General features: G+C 70.7%; 17 protein-coding genes and 5 tRNA genes. 8 read left to right on the forward strand and 14 right to left on the reverse strand.

The window, feature by feature from the left end:
* Window positions 1-21: 21 nt before the first annotated feature.
* The 10 genes from BKD26_RS29295 to BKD26_RS29340 form a co-directional block, all read right to left on the reverse strand.
* A tRNA-Glu gene (locus tag BKD26_RS29295) sits at window positions 22-94 on the reverse strand.
* 19 nt (window positions 95-113) lie between these two features.
* A tRNA-Gln gene (locus tag BKD26_RS29300) sits at window positions 114-185 on the reverse strand.
* Between the two features lie 16 nt (window positions 186-201).
* Window positions 202-274 (reverse strand) — tRNA-Glu (locus BKD26_RS29305).
* A gap of 60 nt (window positions 275-334) precedes the next feature.
* A tRNA-Glu gene (locus BKD26_RS29310) sits at window positions 335-407 on the reverse strand.
* Window positions 408-446: 39 nt separating this feature from the next.
* Window positions 447-518 (reverse strand) — tRNA-Gln (locus tag BKD26_RS29315).
* 88 nt (window positions 519-606) lie between these two features.
* The gene (locus BKD26_RS29320) at window positions 607-1,326 is read right to left on the reverse strand and encodes an HAD family hydrolase (RefSeq protein ID WP_084904346.1); all 720 of its coding nucleotides are present in this window, start codon (window positions 1,324-1,326) and stop codon (window positions 607-609) included.
* Window positions 1,327-1,335: 9 nt separating this feature from the next.
* On the reverse strand, window positions 1,336-2,013 hold the full coding sequence (locus BKD26_RS29325; protein ID WP_084904348.1) for a DUF4241 domain-containing protein: 678 nt from the start codon (window positions 2,011-2,013) through the stop codon (window positions 1,336-1,338).
* Window positions 2,014-2,153: 140 nt separating this feature from the next.
* Window positions 2,154-3,626, reverse strand: coding sequence for a glutamate--tRNA ligase (gltX, locus tag BKD26_RS29330; RefSeq protein ID WP_084904351.1), 1,473 nt, complete (start codon window positions 3,624-3,626; stop codon window positions 2,154-2,156).
* Window positions 3,619-4,407 carry a fumarylacetoacetate hydrolase family protein gene (locus tag BKD26_RS29335; protein ID WP_084904354.1) on the reverse strand — a complete coding sequence of 263 codons (789 nt, stop codon included), beginning with the start codon at window positions 4,405-4,407 and terminating at the stop codon, window positions 3,619-3,621. Before BKD26_RS29335 ends, gltX begins: the two co-directional genes overlap by 8 nt.
* Before the next feature lie 77 nt (window positions 4,408-4,484).
* The gene (locus BKD26_RS29340) at window positions 4,485-4,670 is read right to left on the reverse strand and encodes a hypothetical protein (RefSeq protein WP_073754545.1); all 186 of its coding nucleotides are present in this window, start codon (window positions 4,668-4,670) and stop codon (window positions 4,485-4,487) included.
* A gap of 589 nt (window positions 4,671-5,259) precedes the next feature.
* Between BKD26_RS29340 and BKD26_RS29345 the strand changes: the two genes are divergently transcribed.
* The 8 genes from BKD26_RS29345 to BKD26_RS29380 all read left to right on the forward strand — a co-directional run bounded on the left by BKD26_RS29345 (window position 5,260) and on the right by BKD26_RS29380 (window position 15,750).
* Window positions 5,260-9,018, forward strand: coding sequence for a nitrate- and nitrite sensing domain-containing protein (locus BKD26_RS29345; RefSeq protein ID WP_084904357.1), 3,759 nt, complete (start codon window positions 5,260-5,262; stop codon window positions 9,016-9,018).
* Window positions 9,019-9,441 carry a roadblock/LC7 domain-containing protein gene (locus tag BKD26_RS29350; protein WP_338015572.1) on the forward strand — a complete coding sequence of 141 codons (423 nt, stop codon included), beginning with the start codon at window positions 9,019-9,021 and terminating at the stop codon, window positions 9,439-9,441.
* 121 nt (window positions 9,442-9,562) lie between these two features.
* A complete protein-coding gene (locus tag BKD26_RS29355; protein ID WP_064070345.1) occupies window positions 9,563-9,970 on the forward strand; it encodes a DUF742 domain-containing protein in 408 nt (135 codons plus the stop codon).
* Window positions 9,951-10,538 (forward strand): ATP/GTP-binding protein, encoded by a 588-nt coding sequence (locus BKD26_RS29360; RefSeq protein WP_073754543.1) that lies wholly within the window; start codon window positions 9,951-9,953, stop codon window positions 10,536-10,538. Before BKD26_RS29355 ends, BKD26_RS29360 begins: the two co-directional genes overlap by 20 nt.
* A gap of 340 nt (window positions 10,539-10,878) precedes the next feature.
* Window positions 10,879-14,085: a nitrate- and nitrite sensing domain-containing protein gene (locus tag BKD26_RS29365; RefSeq protein ID WP_084904360.1), complete on the forward strand. Its 3,207-nt coding sequence runs from the start codon at window positions 10,879-10,881 to the stop codon at window positions 14,083-14,085.
* A gap of 10 nt (window positions 14,086-14,095) precedes the next feature.
* Window positions 14,096-14,509 carry a roadblock/LC7 domain-containing protein gene (locus BKD26_RS29370; protein WP_006127847.1) on the forward strand — a complete coding sequence of 138 codons (414 nt, stop codon included), beginning with the start codon at window positions 14,096-14,098 and terminating at the stop codon, window positions 14,507-14,509.
* Between the two features lie 97 nt (window positions 14,510-14,606).
* Entirely contained in the window at window positions 14,607-15,188 is a 582-nt protein-coding gene (locus tag BKD26_RS29375) for a DUF742 domain-containing protein (protein ID WP_084904363.1), read from the forward strand.
* Entirely contained in the window at window positions 15,169-15,750 is a 582-nt protein-coding gene (locus tag BKD26_RS29380; protein WP_069978110.1) for an ATP/GTP-binding protein, read from the forward strand. The genes BKD26_RS29375 and BKD26_RS29380 overlap by 20 nt, the downstream gene beginning before the upstream one ends.
* Before the next feature lie 297 nt (window positions 15,751-16,047).
* Here BKD26_RS29380 and BKD26_RS29385 read toward each other — a convergent pair whose 3' ends face one another.
* The 4 genes from BKD26_RS29385 to BKD26_RS29400 form a co-directional block, all read right to left on the reverse strand.
* Window positions 16,048-16,245 carry an acyl-CoA carboxylase subunit epsilon gene (locus BKD26_RS29385; RefSeq protein ID WP_084904367.1) on the reverse strand — a complete coding sequence of 66 codons (198 nt, stop codon included), beginning with the start codon at window positions 16,243-16,245 and terminating at the stop codon, window positions 16,048-16,050.
* An 11-nt stretch (window positions 16,246-16,256) separates the two neighbouring features.
* Window positions 16,257-17,840 (reverse strand): acyl-CoA carboxylase subunit beta, encoded by a 1,584-nt coding sequence (locus BKD26_RS29390; RefSeq protein WP_084904370.1) that lies wholly within the window; start codon window positions 17,838-17,840, stop codon window positions 16,257-16,259.
* A 154-nt stretch (window positions 17,841-17,994) separates the two neighbouring features.
* Complete coding sequence (locus tag BKD26_RS29395) at window positions 17,995-20,262, reverse strand: polysaccharide lyase 8 family protein (protein WP_241518902.1); 2,268 nt, start codon at window positions 20,260-20,262, stop codon at window positions 17,995-17,997.
* A 112-nt stretch (window positions 20,263-20,374) separates the two neighbouring features.
* Window positions 20,375-22,780 carry a polysaccharide lyase 8 family protein gene (locus tag BKD26_RS29400; RefSeq protein WP_084904375.1) on the reverse strand — a complete coding sequence of 802 codons (2,406 nt, stop codon included), beginning with the start codon at window positions 22,778-22,780 and terminating at the stop codon, window positions 20,375-20,377.
* Window positions 22,781-22,797 lie beyond the last annotated feature (17 nt).

Consider the following 22,797-nt stretch of genomic DNA (forward strand, 5'->3'; position numbering starts at 1 on the left):
GGGGAGGGCTTCTCCTGTACGTACCCCCGACCGGATTCGAACCGGCGCTACCGCCTTGAGAGGGCGGCGTGCTAGGCCGCTACACAACGGGGGCGTGCATCCTGATTGACGCGCTGGGCTACCAGGACTCGAACCTAGACTAAATGAACCAGAATCACTCGTGCTGCCAATTACACCATAGCCCATGGTGGTTTAGACCAGTACCCCCGACCGGATTCGAACCGGCGCTACCGCCTTGAGAGGGCGGCGTGCTAGGCCGCTACACAACGGGGGCCCTAGCGATCCTGCATCGAGGACATGGGAACTACCCAGACGACCTCGCGGGAAGGATCTGTACCCCCGACCGGATTCGAACCGGCGCTACTGCCTTGAGAGGGCAGCGTGCTAGGCCGCTACACAACGGGGGCTTTGCGGATGAGATCCGCGATGCAGATGAGCTCTGCGAGCTGGCCTACCAGGACTCGAACCTAGACTAACTGAACCAGAATCAGTCGTGCTGCCAATTACACCATAGGCCACCAAAACGCAACCCCCGGTGGGGATTTTGTTCGGGTTACGCTTCCGGGTCCGGGCTTTCGGCCCGCTCCCCTCGGCGCAGAAAGAACATTACCCGAAGGAGTCCGGGGCTCCAAAACGGGTATCGCCGCGCAGCAGCGGGGGCAGCTGGTCCAGGCCCGTGATCCTGGTGAGCTCGGGTCTGCCGCCGATGCCCGTCCGGTCCAGCCAGATGCCGGTGAGCCCGGCCTCGACGGCCCCCCGGGCGTCGATGTCCGGGTGATCACCGACGTACGCGACCTCCGCCGGGCACAGCCGGAGGGCGTCACAGGCGGCGTGGAAGGCCGCGGGGGCGGGCTTGGCCACGCCCAGCTCGGCCGCGCACAGCAGGGCCTCGAACCGGTCCCGTACGCCCAGCACGCGCAGCTTGCGGTCCTGGTTGTGGACCGAGGAGTTCGACAGCACGGCGTGGCGGTAGCGGGAGGCCAGGAGCTCCAGTACGGGCAGGGTGTCCGGGAAGAGCTCCCAGGCGGCCTCGTAGTGCCTCATGTACCGCTCGAACCAGGCGTCCGCCTCCGCGTCGCTGAGGTCCGCCCCCAGGAAGTCCCGCACCCGGTCGCGCCGCTGCTCCTCGAACCCGACGCCACCGGCCTCGAAGCGCCGCCAGTGGAGGGTGGTGAGCTCCTTCCACCGGGTGAGGGCCTGGTCGACGGACTCGTACCCGTCGACCAGGCCCTCGGCCCGCAGATGGTGCAGCATGCCGGCGCGGTCGGCGGTCGCGTAGTCGAAGATCGTGTCGTCGATGTCCCAGAGGACGGCGCGGATCGGCATGATCCGAGCCTACGCGGCGGCCGTTTCCGGCTCGTGCGGTACGACGAAGAAGTCCGTGACGAAGCAGGTGACGTCGCCGGAGGCGTCCCGGCCCACCCAGGTGGGGTAGGCGCCGTCGCCCCAGCCGGAGGTGAAGGCGGCGATGGTGTGGCCGGTCTCCGGGTCGGTGACCAGGTGCGGGCCCGGGGACCAGTCGGTCGTGTCGAAGGCGTCCCACAGTGGCCCCTCGTCGCCCTTGCAGGCGGGGAAGGAGCCGTCGCACGCCGCGTCGTAGAAGCAGCCGGTGCCGGCGTCCACGCCGTAGCCGAAGAACTCGTCGTCGCCCAGTTCCGCGAGGTCCTGGCCGGGCTGGAGGGCGAGCTCCCAGGTCTCGGTGGACGTGTCCTTGATCACCAGCCGTGCGGCGGCCACGCGCGTGTGGGGGCTGTCGGAGGGCGGCTCGCCGGGCACGGTGATCGTGACGACGGACGCCTCCACCGCGTACCGGCCCGGCGTCACCTCGGCGGTGAAGGGTTCGGTGTCCCCGCTGCCCAGGTAGACGAACGGGTCGCAGGCCACGACACGGCCGCTGGGGAGCCACAGCTCGCCCCCGGCCGCCACCGACACCGTGCCGGTCTCACCCGACTCGTACGAGAAGGAGTGGCCCGGCGTGAAGTGCCGGGTCAGGTCGGGAACGGTCATGGGCATGATGCTGGTCCCCCCAAGGGCGGTGAGCAGGTGGCTGCGACGCGTCGGAGCCTAGTGCGGGGGACTGACAACGCCGGAAGGGGCGGCCACCGGGTGTCCGGTGGCCGCCCCTTCCCGAGGACGTACGCGACTTACGCGACTTACGCGGCGAGCTTCGCCAGCGCGGCGTCGACGCGGGCCAGGGTGCGGTCCTTGCCCAGGATCTCCAGGGACTCGAAGAGCGGCAGGCCGACGGTGCGGCCGGTGACCGCGACGCGCACGGGGGCCTGGGCCTTGCCGAGCTTGAGGCCGTGCTCCTCGCCGGCGGCGAGGACGGCGTTCTTCAGCGACTCGGGGCTGGTCCAGTCCGCGTCCGACAGCTTCTGGCGGGCCGTGCGCAGCAGGGCGTCGGAGCCCTCCTTCATGGCCTTCTGCCAGGACGCCTCGTCCTCGACGGGCTCCTTCAGGAACAGGAAGTCGACGTTGGCCGTGATGTCGGAGAGGACGGTCAGGCGGGTCTGGGCGTGGGGCGCGATGGCCTCCCAGGCGGCCTGGTCGAAGTCCTCCGGCGCCCAGGGGGCGTGCGGGGCCTTCAGCCAGGGCTCGCAGGCGGTGGTGAACGCCTTCACGTCCAGCATGCGGATGTGGTCGGCGTTGATCGCCTCGGCCTTCTTCAGGTCGAAGCGGGCCGGGTTGGCGTTGACGTCCGCGATGTCGAACTCCTCGATCATCTCGGGGATGGTGAAGACGTCCTGGTCGGCGGAGAAGGACCAGCCGAGCAGGGACAGGTAGTTGAGCAGGCCCTCGGGGAGGAAGCCGCGCTCCCGGTAGAGGTTCAGGGAGGCCTGCGGGTCGCGCTTGGAGAGCTTCTTGTTGCCCTCGCCCATGACGTAGGGGAGGTGGCCGAAGGCGGGGATGCCCTTGGCGATGCCCAGCTCGATCAGCGCCTTGTAGAGGGCGATCTGGCGCGGGGTGGAGGACAGCAGGTCCTCGCCGCGCAGCACGTGGGTGATCTCCATCAGCGCGTCGTCGACGGGGTTGACGAGCGTGTAGAGGGGGGCGCCGTTGGCGCGGACGATGCCGTAGTCCGGGACGTTGTCCGGGGTGAAGGTGAGCTCGCCGCGGACCAGGTCGGTGAAGGTGATCGGCTCGTCGGGCATCCGGAAGCGGACGATCGACTCGCGGCCCTCGGCCTCGTACGCCGCCTTCTGCTCGTCGGTGAGGTCGCGGCACTTCCCGTCGTAGCCGGACGGCCGGCCGGCGGCTCGGGCGGCCTCGCGGCGCTCGTCGAGCTCGGTGGCGGTGCAGTAGCAGCGGTACGCGTAGCCACCGGCGAGCAGTTTGCCGGCGACGTCCTGGTAGATGTCCATGCGCTGCGACTGGCGGTAGGGGGCGTGGGGGCCGCCGACCTCCGGGCCCTCGTCCCAGTCGAGGCCGAGCCAGCGCAGCGAGTCGAGGAGCTGCTGGTAGGACTCCTCCGAGTCGCGGGCCGCGTCGGTGTCCTCGATGCGGAAGACCATGGTGCCCTGGTGGTGCCGGGCGAAGGCCCAGTTGAACAGGGCGGTGCGGACCAGGCCCACGTGGGGGTTGCCGGTCGGCGAGGGACAGAAACGTACGCGGATCGCGTTAGCCACGCTTGATCACCTTGTTGGTGAGAGTGCCGATGCCTTCGATGGTGACGGCGACCTCGTCGCCGACGTTGAGCGGTCCGACTCCGACCGGGGTGCCGGTGAGGATGACGTCGCCCGGGAGCAGCGTCATGGCCTCGGTGATGTGGACGACCAGGTCCTCGATGGAGTGGACCATGTCGCTCGTACGACCCAGCTGGCGCTGTTCTCCGTTGACCGTGCACTGGATCGTGACGTCCGCGGGGTCGAGGTCGGTCTCCACCCAGGGGCCGAGCGGGCAGGAGGTGTCGAAGCCCTTGGCGCGGGCCCACTGCTTCTCGCGCTTCTGGACGTCGCGGGCGGTGACGTCGTTGGCGCAGGTGTAGCCGAAGACGACGTCCTTGACGCGCTCGCGCGGGACCTCGCGGCACATGCGGCCGATCACGACGGCGAGCTCTGCCTCGTGGTGCAGCTCGTTCGAGAAGGAGGGGTACACGATGGCGTCGCCGGAGCCGATCACGGAGGTGGTGGGCTTGAAGAAGGCGACGGGGACCTCCGGGACCTCGTTGCCGAGTTCCGCGGCGTGCTCCGCGTAGTTGCGGCCGATGGCCACGACCTTGTTGGGCAGGACGGGCGGCAGCAGCCGGACCTTGCTCAGCGGGACCTTGGTCCCGCTGAGTTCGAAGTCGGCGTACGGAATACCCTTGATGATGTCGAGGACGAGAGCGCCCTCTTCGCCGGGGGCGCTGCCGCCCTCGACCGCGCCGAAGGCGACATTGCCGTCGATGGAGAACCTGGCGATGCGCACGGGATGCCGTGCCCCTTACTTCCGCTGGCTGGAGTCTGACGCTCCAGGCTAACGCGGGAGGCGCACGCCACCTGCCGTTATGAGCGTGCGGCCGGGACGGGAGCGTCCATCAGGGTCGTACGGCGCGGGTTGGCGGTGCTGGCGGGGAGGTCGACCGAGTGGTCCGGCCGCACGCCCTGGTCGAGCTCACCGGCGTCGGCCAGGTGCATCAGGGTGGTGCGGCGCGGGTTGGCGATGCTGCGCATGGTCATCGTCGTCTTCATCGGTGGTTTCAGACCTCGGAGTACGGGCGCCGCCAGGGCGCCTGATTGACAGAGCTTCCACTTTGTAAAGCGTCAGGCTAAACATGGGATTCCCCGCAAATGGCGGTGGACGGCAACGATCTATATGTGAGTTTGCTCACGCACTGGGGGATGATCCCGACATTACGGGCGGCCGGACAGGGTGAGGGAATCGGACATTGCATGCCTGAATGCTGCATTCCGCTGCTGATCATGGCGACTGGGACACCCCCCACCCCCACCGGGCCCACCAGCGACTCGTACACGAAAGTCCGATTCCTCCCTGATCAGCTTCTACGGCCGGTGATGTGAACCTCACGCCGTGTGACCCCCGTTCGGGTGCGGCCCTTCGGCCTTGTTGGAGATCCGGCACTGTGCTGGAATTCCACGCACCGCCGCGGGTTCCAGACCGGCGCGCTGGGGCGCAACACACAGCGCCGAGCGGCGGTGAGGAAGGGGGATTTGCGCCGGTCACTCACGACCACCACTGGAGCGCGCTCGCGCTCCACGACGCCGACACCGTCCTGTCCGTTCGCGCGGGGGGACGCCTGGTCCAGAGGTTGCGACGCTAGTGCAGGGACGTTTCAAGAGGGATGGCAACGGGTCTCCCCAGGCCCGCCAGGGCCGAGGGGAAGCTGCGGCGGAGCAGGAGCCGCGCGGCGGGACCGACCGCGGCTCCTCGCCCCAGCACGCCCAGAACCCGGGACCGGCCGCCGGCGACGGCGGTGGTGACCGTGCGGGACGTTCGAGTGCCGGGCAGGGCGGCGACGCCACGTCGAAGGCCGGCAAGGCCGCGTCGGCGAAGGGCGGCAAGGCCGGGAAGGCTGCGAAGGCCTCGCCGGCGGTCAGTGGCCCCACCGACGCCGGTTCACGAATAGCCCTGCGCAACTGGCGCATCAGCACGCGTCTGGTCTCGCTGCTCGCCCTCCCCGTGGTCGCCGCGACCACGCTGGGCGGCATTCGTATCAACGAGTCCATGAACGACATGGAGCAGCTGGATCACATGCAGCTGCTCACCAAGCTGACCCAGGAGGCGACCAACCTCGCCCAGGCGCTCCAGGACGAGCGCGACCTGACGGCCGGCCCCCTCTCCAACAACATCCCCGTCACCAACCTCAAGGTCACCGAGCCGCGCGAGGACGCCAACCGGGCGCAGGCGGCCTTCCTCGAGGCCACCGCGGCCATCGGCGACACCCAGGGCAACGAGGCGCTGCAGAGCATCCGCTCCAACGTGGAGCAGATCGCGCAGCAGGTCATCACTCTCGGGCACATCCGCGAGGGCGCGTACAAGGACGGTTCACAGGACTTCCAGACGGTCGAGCGCTACAACCGTCTGATCAGCTCGCTGCTCAGCCTCTCCCAGGACATGGCGCAGGCGACCAGCAACCCGGAGATGATCAAGCGGACCCGCGCGCTGGCCGCGTTCTCGTCCGCCAAGGAGTACGCCTCCATCCAGCGCGCGATCATCGCGGCCGCCCTGCCGACGACCAAGCAGGAGCGGGGCTCGCTGGACACGAACGACCGTGAGTACGGTGCGGCCGCCCGTGAGAAGGAACAGCAGGCCATGGAGTCGTTCATGGCCATCTACAGCTCGGCGGGCGGGGATCCGACGGAGCTGCTCTCGGCCCTCGGCTCGAACAACCCCGCCATCCAGACGGCCGACGAGTACGCGGAGCAGGTGCTCCGCACCGACCAGGGGATGAAGCAGCAGAAGCCGCGCGGTTACCTGGACTGGACCGACGCCTACGACTCCAAGATGAAGGCGATGGACTCCATCGAGGCCACCCTCCTCGGCGACATGGAGAGCACGGCCCGTGACCTGCGCCAGGAGGAGCAGCGCGACGCGATCATCAACGGTGCGCTGATCCTCCTCGTCCTCGGTGTCTCGCTGGTGGGCGCCTTCGTGGTGGCCCGGTCCATGATCCGGTCGCTGCGGCGGCTCCAGGACACGGCGACCAAGGTGGCCCAGGAGCGGCTGCCCGAGCTGGTCAAGCAGCTGTCCGAGGCCGACCCGCAGGACGTGGACACGTCCGTGGAGTCGGTGGGTGTGCACTCCCGGGACGAGATCGGCCAGGTGGCCGCGGCCTTCGACGACGTGCACCGCGAGGCGGTCCGCCTCGCCGCAGAGCAGGCCCTGCTGCGGGGCAACGTCAACGCGATGTTCACCAACCTCTCGCGCCGTTCCCAGGGCCTCATCCAGCGCCAGCTGTCGCTGATCTCCGAGCTGGAGTCCCGCGAGGCCGACCCGGACCAGCTGTCCTCGCTGTTCAAGCTGGACCACCTCGCCACGCGTATGCGCCGTAACGGCGAGAACCTGCTCGTTCTCGCGGGTGAGGAGCCGGGACGCCGGTGGACCCGGCCCGTCCCGCTCGTCGACGTGCTCCGCGCCGCGGCCTCCGAGGTGGAGCAGTACGAGCGCATCGAACTCGCCGCCGTACCGGCGACCGAGGTCGCCGGCCGCGTCGTCAACGACCTCGTGCACCTGCTCGCCGAGCTGCTGGAGAACGCCACGTCGTTCTCCTCGCCCCAGACCAAGGTCCGCGTCACCGGTCACGCGCTGCCCGACGGGCGTGTCCTCGTCGAGATCCACGACACCGGTATCGGCCTGTCCCCCGAGGACCTCGCCGCGATCAACGAGCGGCTCGCCTCGCCGCCCACCGTGGACGTGTCGGTCTCCCGGCGCATGGGTCTGTTCGTGGTCGGCCGCCTGTCCCTGCGGCACGGCATCCGTATCCAGCTGCGTCCCTCCGACTCGGGCGGTACGACCGCGCTGGTCATGCTCCCGGTGGATGTCGCGCAGGGCGGCAAGAAGCTTCCCGGCAAGCCCGGTCAGGGAGGCCAGGGCGGTCAGGGCGGTCAGGGCGCGATGCCGCAGGGCCCCTCGGGCGCGGCCGGCCGGCTGACCGGCGGTCCGGGTGCGGCCGGTGGCGGCCGCCCGGGCCTTTCCGGCGGCCCCGGTGGCCCCGTTGGTGCGGGTGGTCCGGGCGGACCGGGCGGTGCGCCCGCGGGCCGGCACGGTCTCGGCGCGGGCGCCGGTGCGGGTGCTGGTGCGGGTGCTGGTGCGGGCGGTGCCCGTGGCCAGGTCGGTGCCGGATCCGGTCCTCGGGCCGCGCTGCCCGGCCGGGACGACGCGGCCGGACGGCCGGGTGGGCCGCAGGGCGGTCAGCCGGGCTTCCAGGGCCGACCGGGCCAGGCGGGTCCGGGCCAGGCAGGTCCGGCGGGTCAGCCGCAGCAGCCCCACCAGCCCCAGAAGCAGCCGCAGGACCCGCAGCGTCAGGGTGCCGGTGTCGCGGGCGCCTTCGGCGGCGCCGGCGGCGGCAGGGGTACGCGGGACAACGGCATCCCGACGCGCTCGGACGTCTGGCAGAGCGGCCCCTCCGACCAGGGCGCCCGCAACAACGCTCAGCAGCTGCCGCCCTCCGGCGGTCCGCGCGCCGAACTCCCCGGCGCCGCCCCGCAGCAGCAGCCCACGCAGCAGTCCCCGCAGCAGCCCGCGCAGCCGCAGCGCCCCCAGCGCCCGCAGACCACCAGCTGGGGTGCCGACGTGCCGCGCGGCCACGACGAGCCGGCGGCCACCGGGCAGTACGCCCGCCCGCCGGCCGACCGGCAGGGCCGCCAGGACCCCGCGTCCACGGCGCAGTTCGCCCGCCCCGACTACAACGCCGGGCGCCCGCAGCCCGAGGCGCTGCCTCCCGCGCCCGGCGCCGGGGACGGCCGTACGCCGCTGTACGACACGCTGGAGACCAACTGGTTCCACCAGAACGGTCAGGCCCAGCAGGCTCAGCAGCCCCAGCACGGTGGCGCCGGCCAGTACCCCGCCCACGACCAGACCATGCCGACTCCGGCCGTACCGCAGCAGCCCGCGCAGCCCACCCGGCCCGCGCAGCAGCGGCCCGCACCGTCGCTGCCGCCCCGCCGCGACGGCCAGGGCGCCGGTCAGGGCGCCGGTCAGGGCGCCGGTCAGGGCGGCGCCGGACACGGCGGCGCCGGACAGGCCGCCGGTCAGGCCGCGGGCCAGGGCTCCGACGCGGCCGCGTCGTGGCGCACCTCCCCCAACGACGAGCTGGTACGCCAGGCCGAGCGGGTCCGCAAGCCCGCCGCAGGCGGCGTCACCACCTCCGGCCTCCCCCGCCGGGTCCCGCGCGCCAATCTGGTGCCGGGAACCGCGCAGGAGTCCACCCACCAGTCCGGTCCGCAGGTCTCGCGTGCGCCTGATGACGTACGCGGCCGCCTGACCAACCTCCGCCGCGGCATCCAGCAGGGGCGTCAGGCAGGCAGCTCCACCACGGGCAGTTTCCAACTCGGCCCCACTCACCAGCAGGAGCGTTAGTTGAGACCGATGAGCCAAGCGGCCCAGAACCTGAATTGGCTGATCACCAACTTCGTGGACAACACCCCCGGGGTGTCCCACACGGTGGTGGTCTCAGCCGACGGACTCCTGCTGGCCATGTCCGAAGGGTTCCCCCGCGACCGCGCCGACCAGCTCGCGGCCGTGGCGTCCGGGCTCACCTCGCTGACCGCGGGGGCGTCCCGGATCTTCGAGGGCGGCGCCGTCGCCCAGACCGTGGTGGAGATGGAGCGCGGCTTCCTCTTCCTGATGTCCATCTCGGACGGTTCCTCACTGGCCGTGCTCGCGCACCCGGATGCCGACATCGGCCTCGTCGGATACGAGATGGCACTGCTCGTCGACCGCGCGGGCAGCGTCCTCACCCCTGACCTGCGTGCGGAACTGCAGGGCAGCCTGCTCCACTGAGGCGGTACGCCCCAATCCGTACCGTCCCCCCTCATGCCTTGTTCACCGTCGGCCGCCCCCTCCGGCCCCCCACCGGCCCAGTCAGACGACAGGCAGACCACCTGCTGTCACTGGAGGATCAATGACCCCGCCCCCCGCCTCTCACGATCCGTACGGCGTCCCCACGGACGCCGGGTACGGCGTTGAAGGCGACCAGCCGCTGGTCCGGCCTTATGCCATGACCGGCGGCCGGACCAGGCCGCGCTACCAGCTCGCCATCGAGGCGCTGGTCAGCACCACGGCCGACCCGGCCCACCTGGGAAGCCTGCTTCCCGAGCACCAGCGGATCTGCCACCTGTGCCGTGAGGTGAAGTCGGTGGCGGAGGTGTCGGCGCTGTTGTCGATGCCGCTGGGCGTCGCCCGGATTCTCGTCGCCGACCTGGCGGAGGCGGGCATGGTGGCGATCCACCAGCCGGGCAATGGAGAAGCCGGCGGCACGCCGGATGTGACACTGCTCGAAAGGGTGCTCAGTGGACTTCGCAAGCTCTAGCGGCGGTTCAGGAGGGGGTCGCTCGACCACCTCCGCCAAGATCGTGGTGGCGGGCGGATTCGGCGTGGGCAAGACCACGTTCGTCGGCGCCGTCTCGGAGATCAACCCGCTGCGTACCGAGGCCGTCATGACGTCCGCTTCGGCGGGCATCGACGACCTCACCCACACCGGCGGCAAGACGACCACCACGGTCGCCATGGACTTCGGCCGCATCACCCTGGACCAGGACCTGATCCTGTACCTCTTCGGTACGCCGGGCCAGGACCGCTTCTGGTTCATGTGGGACGACCTGGTACGCGGCGCGATCGGCGCCGTCGTCCTGGTCGACACGAGAAGACTGGCCGACTGCTTCCCGGCGGTCGACTACTTCGAGAACAGCGGCCTGCCCTTCGTCGTGGCCCTCAACGGTTTCGAGGGGCACCAGCCGTACACGCCGGAAGAGGTGCGTGAGGCGCTCCAGATCGGACCGGACACCCCGATCATCACCACCGACGCCCGGCACCGCGCCGACGCCAAGAGCGCGCTGATCACCCTCGTCGAGCACGCCCTGATGGCCCGCCTCAAGTAGACGTGGACGTACGGCAGTTGTCGTAGCGGCGCTCAGGGGCCGGGTGTGTCCTTTGACACGGTCGGCCCCGGGGTTCATAACGTTTCGACAGAGAATTACGGGGTCTCGGACACGAGACGCATCCGTATGGTGCCACTGTGCTCACATGAGCCCCGCCTTTTGGCGGGGCTCGCTCTTTATGCCCGTTTTATCTGAGGTCTGAACCACTGGTGATGACCCGATCGGGGGGTTTGGAACGCGACCGCTTTACGTGCTGCAATGCGACGAACTCCCGAGTAGTACGGCCCTGAACAGAAAAACGGCACAACATAGGTGCCGGCGCCGAGAGGTTGTTGGTCGAGTGAGGCGAAGCACGAAAAGCGCCGCAGAGCAGCAGGCGCGGGGCAACTTCACCCCGCCCGCGCGCACAGCGGTGCCGCCTGCCGATACGCCCGGATCACCATCGGCCGCCTCCGGCGGCAGCGGTGCTCCCGGCAGCTCCAGCAAGCTGTCCCCGCGCAACTGGCGCGTGGCGACCCGCCTGAACGCCATCCTCCTCATACCCGTGCTCATCGGGCTCATCATGGGCGGCTTCCAGGTCAAGACGTCGATCGACACCTGGCAGGAGGCGCAGGACGCCGAGAAGACGGCGCTGGTCGTCCGCGCCGCCTCGGACTACGGCCAGGCGCTGCTCAACGAGCGGGACCTCACCGCCATCCCGCTGCTCAGCAACGAGCGGGACGACCCGAAGGTCACCGAGGCGCGCGCCAAGACGGACGCCGCCAAGGAGAAGTTCGACGAGGCCGTCAAGGGCATGCCCACCGGGCAGGGCCTGGAGCGCCGGCTGGAGCTCTTCCGCAACGAGGAGCCGACACTCGAGAAACTCCGCCAGGCCGCCTACTCCAAGGCCCTGGACCCGGTGCAGACCGAAGAGGGCTACACCAAGGTCCAGCACTACCTGATGGAGTTCTCCAACGAGCTCGGGCTCGGCACCGGGAACGTCACCTCCTACGGCCGTATGGTCTACGCCGTTCAGCTCGCCCAGGCGGCCCAGTCGCTGCAGCGCTCGATCGGCACGCACCTGCTGGTCCGGCCGAGCAAGGACGAGTCGACGTTCGCCCAGCAGAGCAAGGCGTTCAACTCGTACAACTACCTGGAGCAGATCGCCCTCGGCGAGTACAACTCCGGTGGTACCCAGGAGGACGTGGAGAAGCTCACGGCGGTCATGCAGCGCCGGGCCGCCGAGGGCGACCGGCGGCTCAAGGCCGCCAACATCACGCTGAAGAAGGACGAGTTCGGCTCGGTCCTCGCGCCGATGGCGCAGAAGATCGGCAACGCCGAGGACGCCGACGCGATCGAGGAGCTCCAGGCCGAGTTCATCACCAAGGACACCTGGCTGGCCGCCTCCACGTCCAAGTTCGACGGCTACGGCGAGGTCAGCACCGACCTGGTGAACAAGGCCGTGGACGAGGCCGCCGAGATCTCCAGCGACGCCAAGACCGACGCCATCGTCAACGGCGCCATCGTCGTGATCGCCCTGCTCGCCGCGTTCATCCTGGCCGGGATGATGGCCCGCCAGATGAGCACCTCGATGAGCCGGCTGCGTACCGCCGCCTTCAGCATCGCCGAGCAGCGCCTGCCGATGCTGGTCGACCAGCTCTCCCGTACCGACCCGGGCCGGGTCGACACCCGCGTACAGCCGATCCCGATCGACTCCCAGGACGAGATCGGCGAGGTCGCCCGCGCCTTCGACCAGGTGCACCGCGAGGCCGTCCGGCTCGCCGCCGAGCAGGCGCTGCTGCGGGGCAACGTCAACGCGATCTTCACCAACCTGTCGCAGCGCAACCAGTCGCTGATCGAGGGCCAGCTGACCCTGATCACGGAGCTGGAGAACAACGAGGCCGACCCGGACCAGCTGGAGAACCTGTTCAAGCTGGACCACCTGGCCACCCGTATGCGCCGCAACGGCGAGAACCTCCTCATCCTCGCGGGCGAGGAGCCCGGCCGCCGCTGGAACCAGCCGGTGCCGCTGGTCGACGTGCTGCGCGCCGCCTCCTCGGAGGTGGAGTCGTACGAGCGCATCGAGCTCACCGGCGTACCGGAGTCGGAGATCCACGGCCAGGCCGTGACCGACCTCGTGCACCTGCTGGCGGAGCTGCTGGAGAACGCCACCACGTTCTCCTCGCCGCAGACCAAGGTCCGGGTCACCGCGACCCGGCTGCCCGACGGCCGGGTCATGATCGAGATCCACGACAAGGGCATCGGCCTGACCGCCGAGGACTTCGCCGACATCAACCACAAGCTGGCCAACCCGCCGACCGTGGACGCCGCGATCTCGCAGCGCATGGGCCTGTTCGTGGTCGGCCGCCTCGCCGACCGGCACGGCATCCGCGTCCAGCTGCGCCCCTCGGGCGAGCAGGCCGGTACGACGTCGCTGGTGATGCTGCCGGACGCGATCACCCATGGTGGCGGTGGCGACCCGGCGATGGAGTCCGACTTCACCGTCTCCCAGATCATCCCGGAGCAGCAGGCCTTCGAGGCGGCCCCGCTGCGGACGGCCGCGGAGCTGGGCTTCGACGACTCCCGGTACGAGCAGTCCCCGGCCGGTGACACCACGCTGGACCCGGTGGGCCGCTCCCGGATGCGCCAGGAGCGCCGTGCGGCGCTGGGCGCCCAGCTCCAGGGCTCCGAGGGCGAACGGCCCATGTTCCGCGACGAGGTGGCGCAGGATCAGCAGCGGGAGCAGTACGGCTACGAGCAGCAGCAGCAGTACGAGCCGCAGCAGTACGAGCAGCAGAACGGGTACGCCCAGGACGGCTACGAGCAGCAGCAGCAGCAGCAGCAGTACGGCGGTGAGTACGCGACCGGCGACTACGCGACGGACGATTACGCGACCGGCGAGTACGCTGAACCGTCCTATGCGGAATCCGCTTTTCCGGCTCAGGAGCCGCAGCAGCCGCAGTACGACAGCCAGTTCGACGCCCAGCCCCACCAGGGCGAGTGGCCGGATCAGGGCGGCTACGAGCGCGGTTACGACTCCGGGTACGGAACGGAATCGGAATCTGCGCCGGGCGCTCCCACGAACGGCCGCGAGCGCGTAGGCTTCTCCTCGGGCCCCACCCCCAGCGCCGGTCACGAGCTGACCGACGCCGGCCTGCCGCGCCGCGGCAGCCAGCAGCAGACTCCGGCCCCGCAGCAGCAGCAGGTTCCTCAGGCGGACCAGACGCAGCCGGTCCAGCGGGTCTCGCGGAGCAGCAGCGAGGACAGCGGTTCCGAGGACTGGCGCTCGACCAACGACGAGCGCTGGCAGCGGGCCGAGAAGCTCCGCGAGCCGAAGGCCGGCGGGGTCACCCCGTCCGGGCTCCCGCGGCGCGTACCCAAGGCCAACCTGGTCGAGGGCACGGCGGAGCAGACCCCGCAGGGCGGCCCACAGGTCTCCCGCGCCCCGGAGGACGTGCGTGGCAGGTTGAGCAACCTGCGGCGCGGTGTCCAGCAGGGACGCAACGCGGGAACGGACACGAACGGATCGGGCCTCGGCCCGGGTAGTACCTACAACCAGGAGCGTTAGTGTGAGCCCGATGAGCCAGGCGGCGCAGAATCTGAACTGGTTGATCACCAACTTCGTGGACAACACCCCCGGGGTGTCCCACACGGTGGTGGTCTCCGCCGACGGACTCCTGCTGGCGATGTCCGAGGGTTTCCCCCGTGACCGTGCCGACCAGCTCGCGGCGGTGGCGTCGGGACTGACGTCGCTGACGGCGGGGGCCTCCCGGATCTTCGAGGGCGGCGCGGTCAACCAGACGGTGGTGGAGATGGAGCGCGGCTTCCTCTTCATCATGTCGATCTCGGACGGCTCCTCGCTGGCCGTCCTCGCCCACCCGGACGCCGACATCGGTCTGGTCGGCTACGAGATGGCCCTGCTGGTGGATCGTGCGGGCAGTGTCCTCACTCCGGACCTCCGCGCCGAGCTCCAGGGAAGTCTTCTCAACTAGCAGACAGACCGTGCGTTTATCGCCACCGCACCATAGGGTGCGGTGGCGCGGCTCCACAGGGACATGGAACCGGTGAACGGCAGTCGGAGGAGGAAAAGTGGCAACACCCCCAGGCGGACACCACCCATATGACGGTGCGCACCAGTCGCAGGGTGAGAACGCCCAGAACCGCTTCAACTTCCCTTCCGCACCGAGCGGTCAGGGCGGCATGCAGCCGCAGCAGCCCTACCAGCAGCCGCAGCCGGGCCCCTCGTACGTCCAGCCGCAGGCGCCGCGCATCCAGCCGGTGCAGCAGCGGCGGCGTCCGGAGCCCGCGCCCACGTCGGGCAACAACACCCATAATCCGCTGGTCCGTCCGTACGCCATGACCGGCGGCCGGACGAGGCCTCGGTACCAGCTCGCCATCGAGGCGCTGGTGTCCACCACGGCCGACCCGTCAAGGCTGCAAGGGCAGTTGCCCGAGCACCAGCGGATCTGCCGGCTGTGCTTCGAGATCAAGTCGGTCGCCGAGATCTCGGCACTCCTCTCCATCCCCCTCGGCGTTGCCCGGATCCTCGTCGCCGACCTGGCGGAGGCCGGACTTGTCGCCATCCACCAGCCCGGCGGCGACGAGTCCGCCGGCGGCCAGCCAGACGTGACACTGCTCGAAAGGGTGCTCAGTGGACTTCGCAAGCTCTAGCGGCGGTGCAGCCCGCTCAACCACCAGCGCGAAGATCGTGGTGGCGGGCGGATTCGGCGTGGGCAAGACCACGTTCGTCGGCGCCGTCTCGGAGATCAACCCGCTGCGTACCGAGGCCGTCATGACGTCTGCGTCCGCGGGCATCGACGACCTCACCCACACCGGTGACAAGACGACCACCACGGTCGCCATGGACTTCGGCCGCATCACCCTGGACCAGGACCTGATCCTGTACCTCTTCGGTACGCCGGGCCAGGACCGCTTCTGGTTCATGTGGGACGACCTCGTACGCGGCGCGATCGGCGCCGTCGTCCTGGTCGACACCCGCCGTCTCGCCGACTGCTTCCCGGCGGTCGACTACTTCGAGAACAGCGGCCTGCCGTTCGTCATCGCGCTCAACGGCTTCGACGGCCACCAGCCGTACACGCCGGACGAGGTCCGCGAGGCGCTCCAGATCGGACCGGACACCCCGATCATCACCACCGACGCCCGGCACCGCGCCGACGCCAAGAGCGCGCTCATCACCCTCGTCGAGCACGCCCTGATGGCCCGCCTCCGGTAGCCCCGCGACGCACGAGGCCCGCACACCGTGACGGTGTGCGGGCCTTCGCCATGCGCGGCGCCCTCTGGGGCCCCGCCTCCCCCGTTGTGGGCAGTCGCTCCGGGGTTCCCGATTCCGTTGTGGGCAGTCGTCCCGCAGGGCCGGACGGGTGGGTACAACGGACCGGGGCGGTGCCCTTTCTCGGTGCCCCCGGGTGCGGTGCCTGCCGGTGAGTGGGGGCCGTCGCCCGGCTGCGGGTGGTGGGATGGCGAAGGGCCCCGCACCTGAAACGGTGCGGGGCCCTTCGGGGCGCGTGGGTCAGCGCTGCCAGCTGTGGGGGGCGCGGAAGCCGGACTGGCGCTCCAGGCGGCGCCAGCCGGCCGTGGAGCGGACCCGGCGCGCCGGCGCGGCGGCCGGGCGGGCGGAGGCGCGGGCGAGGAGGACCGCGGTGATGGCGGCGAGCTCCTCGGGGTCGGCGTGGCCCTTTTCGACGCGGAGCAGGTTGGTGTCGGTCACGTGGGCTCCTGTTACTGGGGCGGGTTGCCGTGCTTGCGGGACGGCAGGTCGGCGTGCTTCGTGCGGAGCATCGCCAGGGCGGCGATGAGCACGGAGCGGGTCTCGGACGGGTCGATGACGTCGTCGACCAGGCCGCGCTCCGCGGCGTAGTACGGGTGCATCAGCTCGGACTTGTACTCCTTGACCATGCGGGCGCGCATGGCCTCGGGGTCCTCGGCGTCGGCGATCTGGCGGCGGAAGATGACGTTGGCGGCACCCTCGGCACCCATCACGGCGATCTCGTTCGTCGGCCAGGCGTAGGTCAGGTCGGCGCCGATGGACTGGCTGTCCATGACGATGTACGCGCCGCCGTAGGCCTTGCGCAGGATCAGGCTGATGCGGGGCACGGTGGCGTTGCAGTACGCGTACAGCAGCTTCGCGCCGTGGCGGATGATGCCGCCGTGCTCCTGGTCGACGCCCGGCAGGAAGCCGGGCACGTCCAGCAGCGTGACGATCGGGATATTGAAAGCATCGCACATCTGGACGAACCGGGCGGCCTTCTCCGACGCCTCGATGTCCAGCACGCCCGCCAGCGTCTGCGGCTGGTTGGCGACGATGCCGACGACCTGGCCGTCGAGGCGGGCCAGCGCGCAGATGATGTTGCGCGCCCAGCGCTCGTGGATCTCCAGGTAGTCGCCGTCGTCGACGAGCTCCTCGATCACCTTGGCCATGTCGTACGGCCGGTTGCCGTCCGCCGGGACCAGGTCCAGCAGGACGTCCGACCGGCGGTCGGCCGGGTCCTCGCTGGGGTGGGCGGGCGGGTTCTCACGGTTGTTGGAGGGGAGCATCGACAGGAGGTAGCGCACCTCCGCGATGCAGGTCTCCTCGTCGTCGTACGCGAAGTGCGCCACGCCCGACGTCTCGGCGTGCACGTCGGCGCCGCCGAGGCCGTTCTGGGTGATCTCCTCACCGGTGACCGCCTTGACGACGTCCGGGCCGGTGATGAACATCTGCGAGGTCTCGCGGACCATGAAGACGAAGTCCGTCAGGGCCGGGCTGTAGGCCGCGCCGCCCGCGCACGGGCCGAGCATCACGCTGATCTGCGGGATGACGCCCGAGGCGCGCGTGTTGCGCTGGAAGATGCCGCCGTAGCCCGCGAGGGCGGAGACGCCCTCCTGGATACGGGCGCCGGCGCCGTCGTTCAGCGAGACCAGCGGCGCACCGGCCGCGATGGCCATGTCCATGATCTTGTGGATCTTGGTGGCGTGGGCCTCGCCCAGCGCGCCGCCGAAGATCCGGAAGTCGTGGGCGTAGACGAAGACCGTGCGGCCCTCGACCGTGCCCCAGCCGGTGATGACGCCGTCGGTGTACGGCCTCTTGGCCTCCAGGCCGAAGCCGGTCGCCCGGTGCCGCCGCAGCTGCTCGACCTCCTGGAACGAGCCCGGGTCGAGCAGCAGCTCGATGCGCTCACGAGCGGTCAGCTTGCCCTTGGCGTGCTGGGCCTCGGTCGCCCGGTCACTCGGGCCGCGCAGGGCCTCCTCGCGCAGGGCGTGCAGCTCTGCCACACGCCCACGGGCATCGGTCGGCTCGCCCTGGGTTTCGTCCACAACGGTCATGCATCGACCCTACGAAGCCGACCAAGGAAAACCCGCCGTCGACTCTGTACAGTCTCGCGCCCCATCTCCTGTGAGCCCTGGACAGAACCGTTGCGCGGTGCAGCCCAAGTGCCAGCCATGGACCCCCATGTGTTGTGGAGGTCCCACAATAGGGTCAGATGACCACCGTGCAGCGGTGCCCGGCGCCCGCCGTGCCCGGGGCGACGCGCAGCCGGAGCGTACGGCCGGTGGCGAGGACCTCGACCGACGGGTCGTGGGCGACGACGACGCCGACCGGATGGTGCCAGGTGATCTCCAGGGGCCGTCCGGTGCGCGGCGGCTCGCTGACGCAGACCGTCACCGTACGGCCCTTCCGGCGTACGAGCAGACTCGCCGGTGCGCTCGTGGTGAGCGGGCCCACCGTACCGGGCTGCCAGAAGTTCGCGGCGGTCAGGCCGAGCGAGGGCACGGCGACGGCCTGGCGGGCGGCGGTGTTGTCGAGGATCTCCAGCCAGTGGGGGTCGTACGCGCGGGCCGCGACGGTCCGGCGCGAGGCGCCCGGCATCAGCAGGTAGGCGTACGAGGCGTCCGCCGGATCGGTGCCGTGGTCGAGCCAGAGCGTCTGGTACCGGCGGGTGCGGCGCTCGGTGGTGGACGTGGTGTTGATGTCCCGCCAGGCACCGGTGCGGTCCTCGCGCAGGGCCTTGAAGGGGGCGCCCCCGGGGAACACCCAGCCCCCGTGCTCCTCCAGGTGTGCCCAGCGGGATCCGGGGCCGGTGGTGAGCCGCTCGTCGCCCGCCTCCCCCAGGTTCCGGTTGTCGACGATCGTCTCGACGGCGACGCCGTCGGCGCAGCTGATCCCCGCGCCGAGGCAGATGACCGTGTCGGCGGCGCAGAACCAGGACTTGCGGGCCTCCAGGGTGGAGCCGAGGCCCTTCAGGTGCTGCCCCACGGCGGCGAACTCCCCGTCGGTCACCCCGCCGACCCACTGGACGGCCGGCTTCGACTCGCCCCATTCGCCGCCCGCCCGGTCGGGCAGCCGCTTGGTCGACACGGTGGTGCCGGGCAGGCGGTAGGGGTCGACGGTCGGCCAGAACCAGTCGGTGTACTGGGCGTCGCCCCCAGGGCCCCACCAGTAGAGCATTCCGGCACCGGTGTGCCAGCCGCGCGGGTTCTCGCCGTTGCCGCACTCGTAGTACGAGATCCGCTCCGAGGCCATGGAGATGTTGGCCGCCCACCCGGGGCGGCGGTGCACGGCCCGGTCCATGGCGGCGAACAGCTTGTGGCCGACCGGTTCGGGCGCTGCGGGGACGGGCGAGGCGGCGACCTCGTGCAGCCGGGCGAGGTCGGCGACGCCGAACTGGCCGGCGGTGAGGACCGGGCTCACGGTGTCACGTTCGATCCAGCCCTTCACGCGCGCGTGCCACCGGTCGCGCTCGGCGGCCGAGGCCCCGCCGGCGAGCAGCGTGATGGCGGCGATGATGCCCTGGCCGTGGAAGTGGTCGCCGCGCATGATGCCGCGCGGGTCGTTGCGGAGGATGCCCCGGCTGATGGCGCGGCCGCTGACGCTGTCCATCATCAGGCCGTTGTAGAGGAGGGGTGCGTAGGCGTGCTCGACGCTGTCGAGGACGATCTGGCGGTTCGGGTCGGTGACCGCCCAGGGGGATCCGGCGAGCAGGGCGAACAGCCGCCCCAGCCCGTCGAGCATGACCTGTCCGTACGTGCCCGAGTAGGCGACCCAGGTGTGCTGGACGAACGACCCGTCGGCGTAGAGCCCGTCGCCCTTGGTGACGTACGGGAAGACCGGCGAGAGGGCGTCCCTCGCGAGCGCGAGCTTGGCCGGCGATCTGCCGAGGACGCCGCGCAGCGCGACGGAGCGGCACAGGTCGACGCGGTTGGCGCCGGTGGATGTGCCGCTGTAGTCGCCGAGCATCGCGTCGGGGATGAAGTGGTCGACGGCGGCGCAGGCGGCCTCGACACGGGCGGGGCCGGCGGCGTAGTACAGCGTGGCGACGATGTCCATGAGGAGGCGGGGGCTGCCGATCTGCCACTCCCACCAGTTGCCGTAGCGGGTGGTGGAGGGGTTGTAGACCCACCCGGAGAGGTGGTCGAGGCCGCGCAGGACGTCGGCGAGGAGGCCGGGGTCGCCGGTGTGGCCGGTGCCCTGCTGGGCGTACGCCTGGGTCATGGTCCACAGGCGGTGGTAGCTCTGGGTGATGCCGGAGGGCGGGTTGAAGGCGTAACCCGGCCACAGGGAGGTGTCGGTGGGGGCCATGGAGGCGCGGTAGCGGGCGGCGAGGTCGCCGGTCCCGGCGAGGCGGGAGGCGTACGGTTCGGCGGCCGGGTCGTAGCCGGTGCCGAGCTGGAGGTCGAGCCAGCGGAGGCGTAGCGCCTCGAAGTCGTCGGCGGCTGCTGATGCTTGAGCGGGCACGGCGAGTCCCAGGGCTGCGGTGGAGGTGGTGGCGAGGAAGGTGCGGCGGGACCAAGGGGTTGCTGGTGACACGGAGAACCTCCCAGAGGCTCGGCGACGGCAAACCTTGCTGTGAGCATGACACTCACGGGAGCTGCACCACCGCCTTGTGGACCGCCCCCAGCGTGCCCGGGGTGACGCGCAGCCTCAGCGCCGACCCGGTCGCCATCACCTGTACGGAGGGGTCCTTGGACGTCACGGCCGTCACCGGGCGGTTCCACGTCAGGTCGATCGCCGCGCCGTCCCGCAGCGGCCCGGAGACGCAGACGGAGGCCGAGCCGCCGCTCTCACGGATCATCACGCTCGCGGGCGCGGACGCGGTGACCGCGCCGATCGTGCCGCCGAACCAGAAGTTGACGCCCGTGAGGCCCAGGGACGGCACGCGCACGCCCTGCTGGTCGTTGGTGTTGGCGAGGACGGTGAGCCAGCCGGTGTCGGCGGCGCGCGCGGAGGTCTGCGCGGCGCTCGCGCCCGGCATCAGGACGTACGCGTAGGTCGCCCACGTCGGATCGGTGCCGTGGTCGAACCACAGGGTCAGGTAACGGCGGGTGACGGGGTCGGTCACGGCGCCCTTGTTGATGTCCGACCAGGCGCCCGTACGGGCCTGCCGCAGCGCCTTGACCGTGGCCCCGCCCGGGAAGACGTACCCGCCGTGCCCCGCCAGGTGCGCCCACCGCGCGCCGGTCAGCGTGGCGCTCCAGCCGGGCGTGGTGGACTGCGCCGTACCGTCGACGGTGAAGGCGTGGGTCCCGGAGGCGCCCAGGTTCCGGTTCTCGACGACCGACTCGACGCCCGTGCCGTCCCGGCCGTGGATGCCGGCGCCCAGGCAGACCACGGCGTCGTCCAGGAAGAACCAGGACTTCTTGGCCATCAGCGTGGAGGACAGGCCCTTCAGGTACTGGCCGACGGCCGCGTACGTCCCGTCCGTCGCCCCGCCGACCCACCGCACATCGGGCCGGGCCACGCCCCACACCCCGCCCTCGCCGTCCGCCAGCACCTTGCGCGAGGCGGTGGTGCCGGGCAGCCGGTAGGGGTCGACCGTCGGCCAGAAGTCGTCGCTGTACTGGCCGTTGGCGAAGTCGGAACCCCACCAGTAGAGCATCCCGGAACCGCTGTGCCAGGCACGCAGGTTCTCCCCGTTGCCGTTCTCGTAGTACGTGATCCGGCTGGAGGCCATGGACAGGGCGGCCGCCCATCCGGTGCGGCGGTGGACGGCCCGGTCCATGGCGGGGAAGAGCCGGTGGCCGACGGGTTCGGCGAGCGCCGGCGAGGTGCCGTCGGCGACGGTCTTGAGGCGGGAGAGGGCGGCGACACCGAGGGCCGGGCTGGAGAGGATCGGGTTGTAGTAGTCGCGGGCGATCCAGCCCTTGACCATGCCGTCCCAGCGGGCCTTCTCGGCGGCGGACGCGCTCCGGGCGAGCAGCGCGACGCAGGCGATGACGGCGTGCCCGCGCAGATGGTCGTCCTGCCGGATCCCGCGCGTGTCCGCCTTCTGTACGCCCCTGCTTACGGCACGCCCTGAAACCCCGTCCATGGCGAGGCCGTTGAAGAGGAACGGTGCGTACGCCTTCTCGACCGAGTCGAACACGATCTGGCGCCCGCCGTCCGTGACCTCCCACGCCGACCCCTTGAGCAGGGCGAACAGCAGCGACAGGCCGCCGAGCATCACAGCGCCGTAGGACCCGGCGTACGGCACGTAGAGGTGCTGGATGAAACTGCCGTCGGCGTAGAGCCCGTCGCCGGAGGTGACGTACGGGAAGACGGGCGAGAGCGCGTCGCGGGCGAGCGCGAGCTTGGCGGAGCTCTTGCCGAGGATGCCTCGTAGGGCGAGGACGCGGCACAGGTCGACGCGGTTGGCGCCGGTGGAGGTGCCGGTGTAGTTCGCGACCGCGCTGTCGGGGACGAAGTGGTCGACGGCGGCGCAGTGTTCGGCGATGCGGGCGGCGCCGAGGTGGTCGTACAGCAGGACGTCGATGTCGAGCAGGGCCTGCGGGATGCCGATCTGCCAGTTGTACCAGTTGCCGTAGCGCGCCCGGGAGGCGTTGTACGCCTGGTCGTGGAGGTGGTCGAGGCCGGTGAGGATCTCGGCGCGGAGGGTGGTGCTGCCGGTCAGGCCGGTGCCGGGCTGGGCGTACGCCTCGGCCATGGTGCGCAGCCGGTTGTAGCTGGTGTTGAGGTTGCCCGAGTACGTGTACGACTCGGCGTCCGTGTCCGGTTCGGGGTCGGCGTACGGGAGGTCGGGCCACAGGGAGCCGTTGGTGGGGACCATGGCGGCGCGCAGATCGGCGGCCGTGGCGCCGAGGGCGGCGAGCTTGGTGGCGTACGGCTCGGCGGTGGGGGTGAAGCCGGTGCCGAGGAGGAGATCGCGCCAGGTGAGGCGGAGGGTGTCGTAGGCGTCGGCTTCGGCGGCGTACGCGGGGGATGCCGACGCGGCCAGCGGGGCGGTGACGGCGGCGAGCAGGAGCGTGCGGCGGGAGGGGGAAGGAGGCATGGCGGAAGGACCTCCGA

Origin of the sequence: Streptomyces sp. CB03238 (genome assembly GCF_002099185.1) — a bacterium.
Taxonomy (GTDB): Bacteria; Actinomycetota; Actinomycetes; order Streptomycetales; family Streptomycetaceae; genus Streptomyces.

Bases quoted from the DNA above. Each gene is read 5' to 3' on its own strand.
- BKD26_RS29320 (WP_084904346.1), bottom strand. From the start codon at position 1,326: ATGCCGATCCGCGCCGTCCTCTGGGACATCGACGACACGATCTTCGAC.
- BKD26_RS29325 (WP_084904348.1), bottom strand. From the start codon at position 2,013: ATGCCCATGACCGTTCCCGACCTGACCCGGCACTTCACGCCGGGCCAC.
- BKD26_RS29340 (WP_073754545.1), bottom strand. From the start codon at position 4,670: ATGAAGACGACGATGACCATGCGCAGCATCGCCAACCCGCGCCGCACC.
- BKD26_RS29355 (WP_064070345.1), top strand. From the start codon at position 9,563: ATGACCCCGCCCCCCGCCTCTCACGATCCGTACGGCGTCCCCACGGAC.
- BKD26_RS29370 (WP_006127847.1), top strand. From the start codon at position 14,096: ATGAGCCAGGCGGCGCAGAATCTGAACTGGTTGATCACCAACTTCGTG.
- BKD26_RS29390 (WP_084904370.1), bottom strand. From the start codon at position 17,840: ATGACCGTTGTGGACGAAACCCAGGGCGAGCCGACCGATGCCCGTGGG.
- BKD26_RS29400 (WP_084904375.1), bottom strand. From the start codon at position 22,780: ATGCCTCCTTCCCCCTCCCGCCGCACGCTCCTGCTCGCCGCCGTCACC.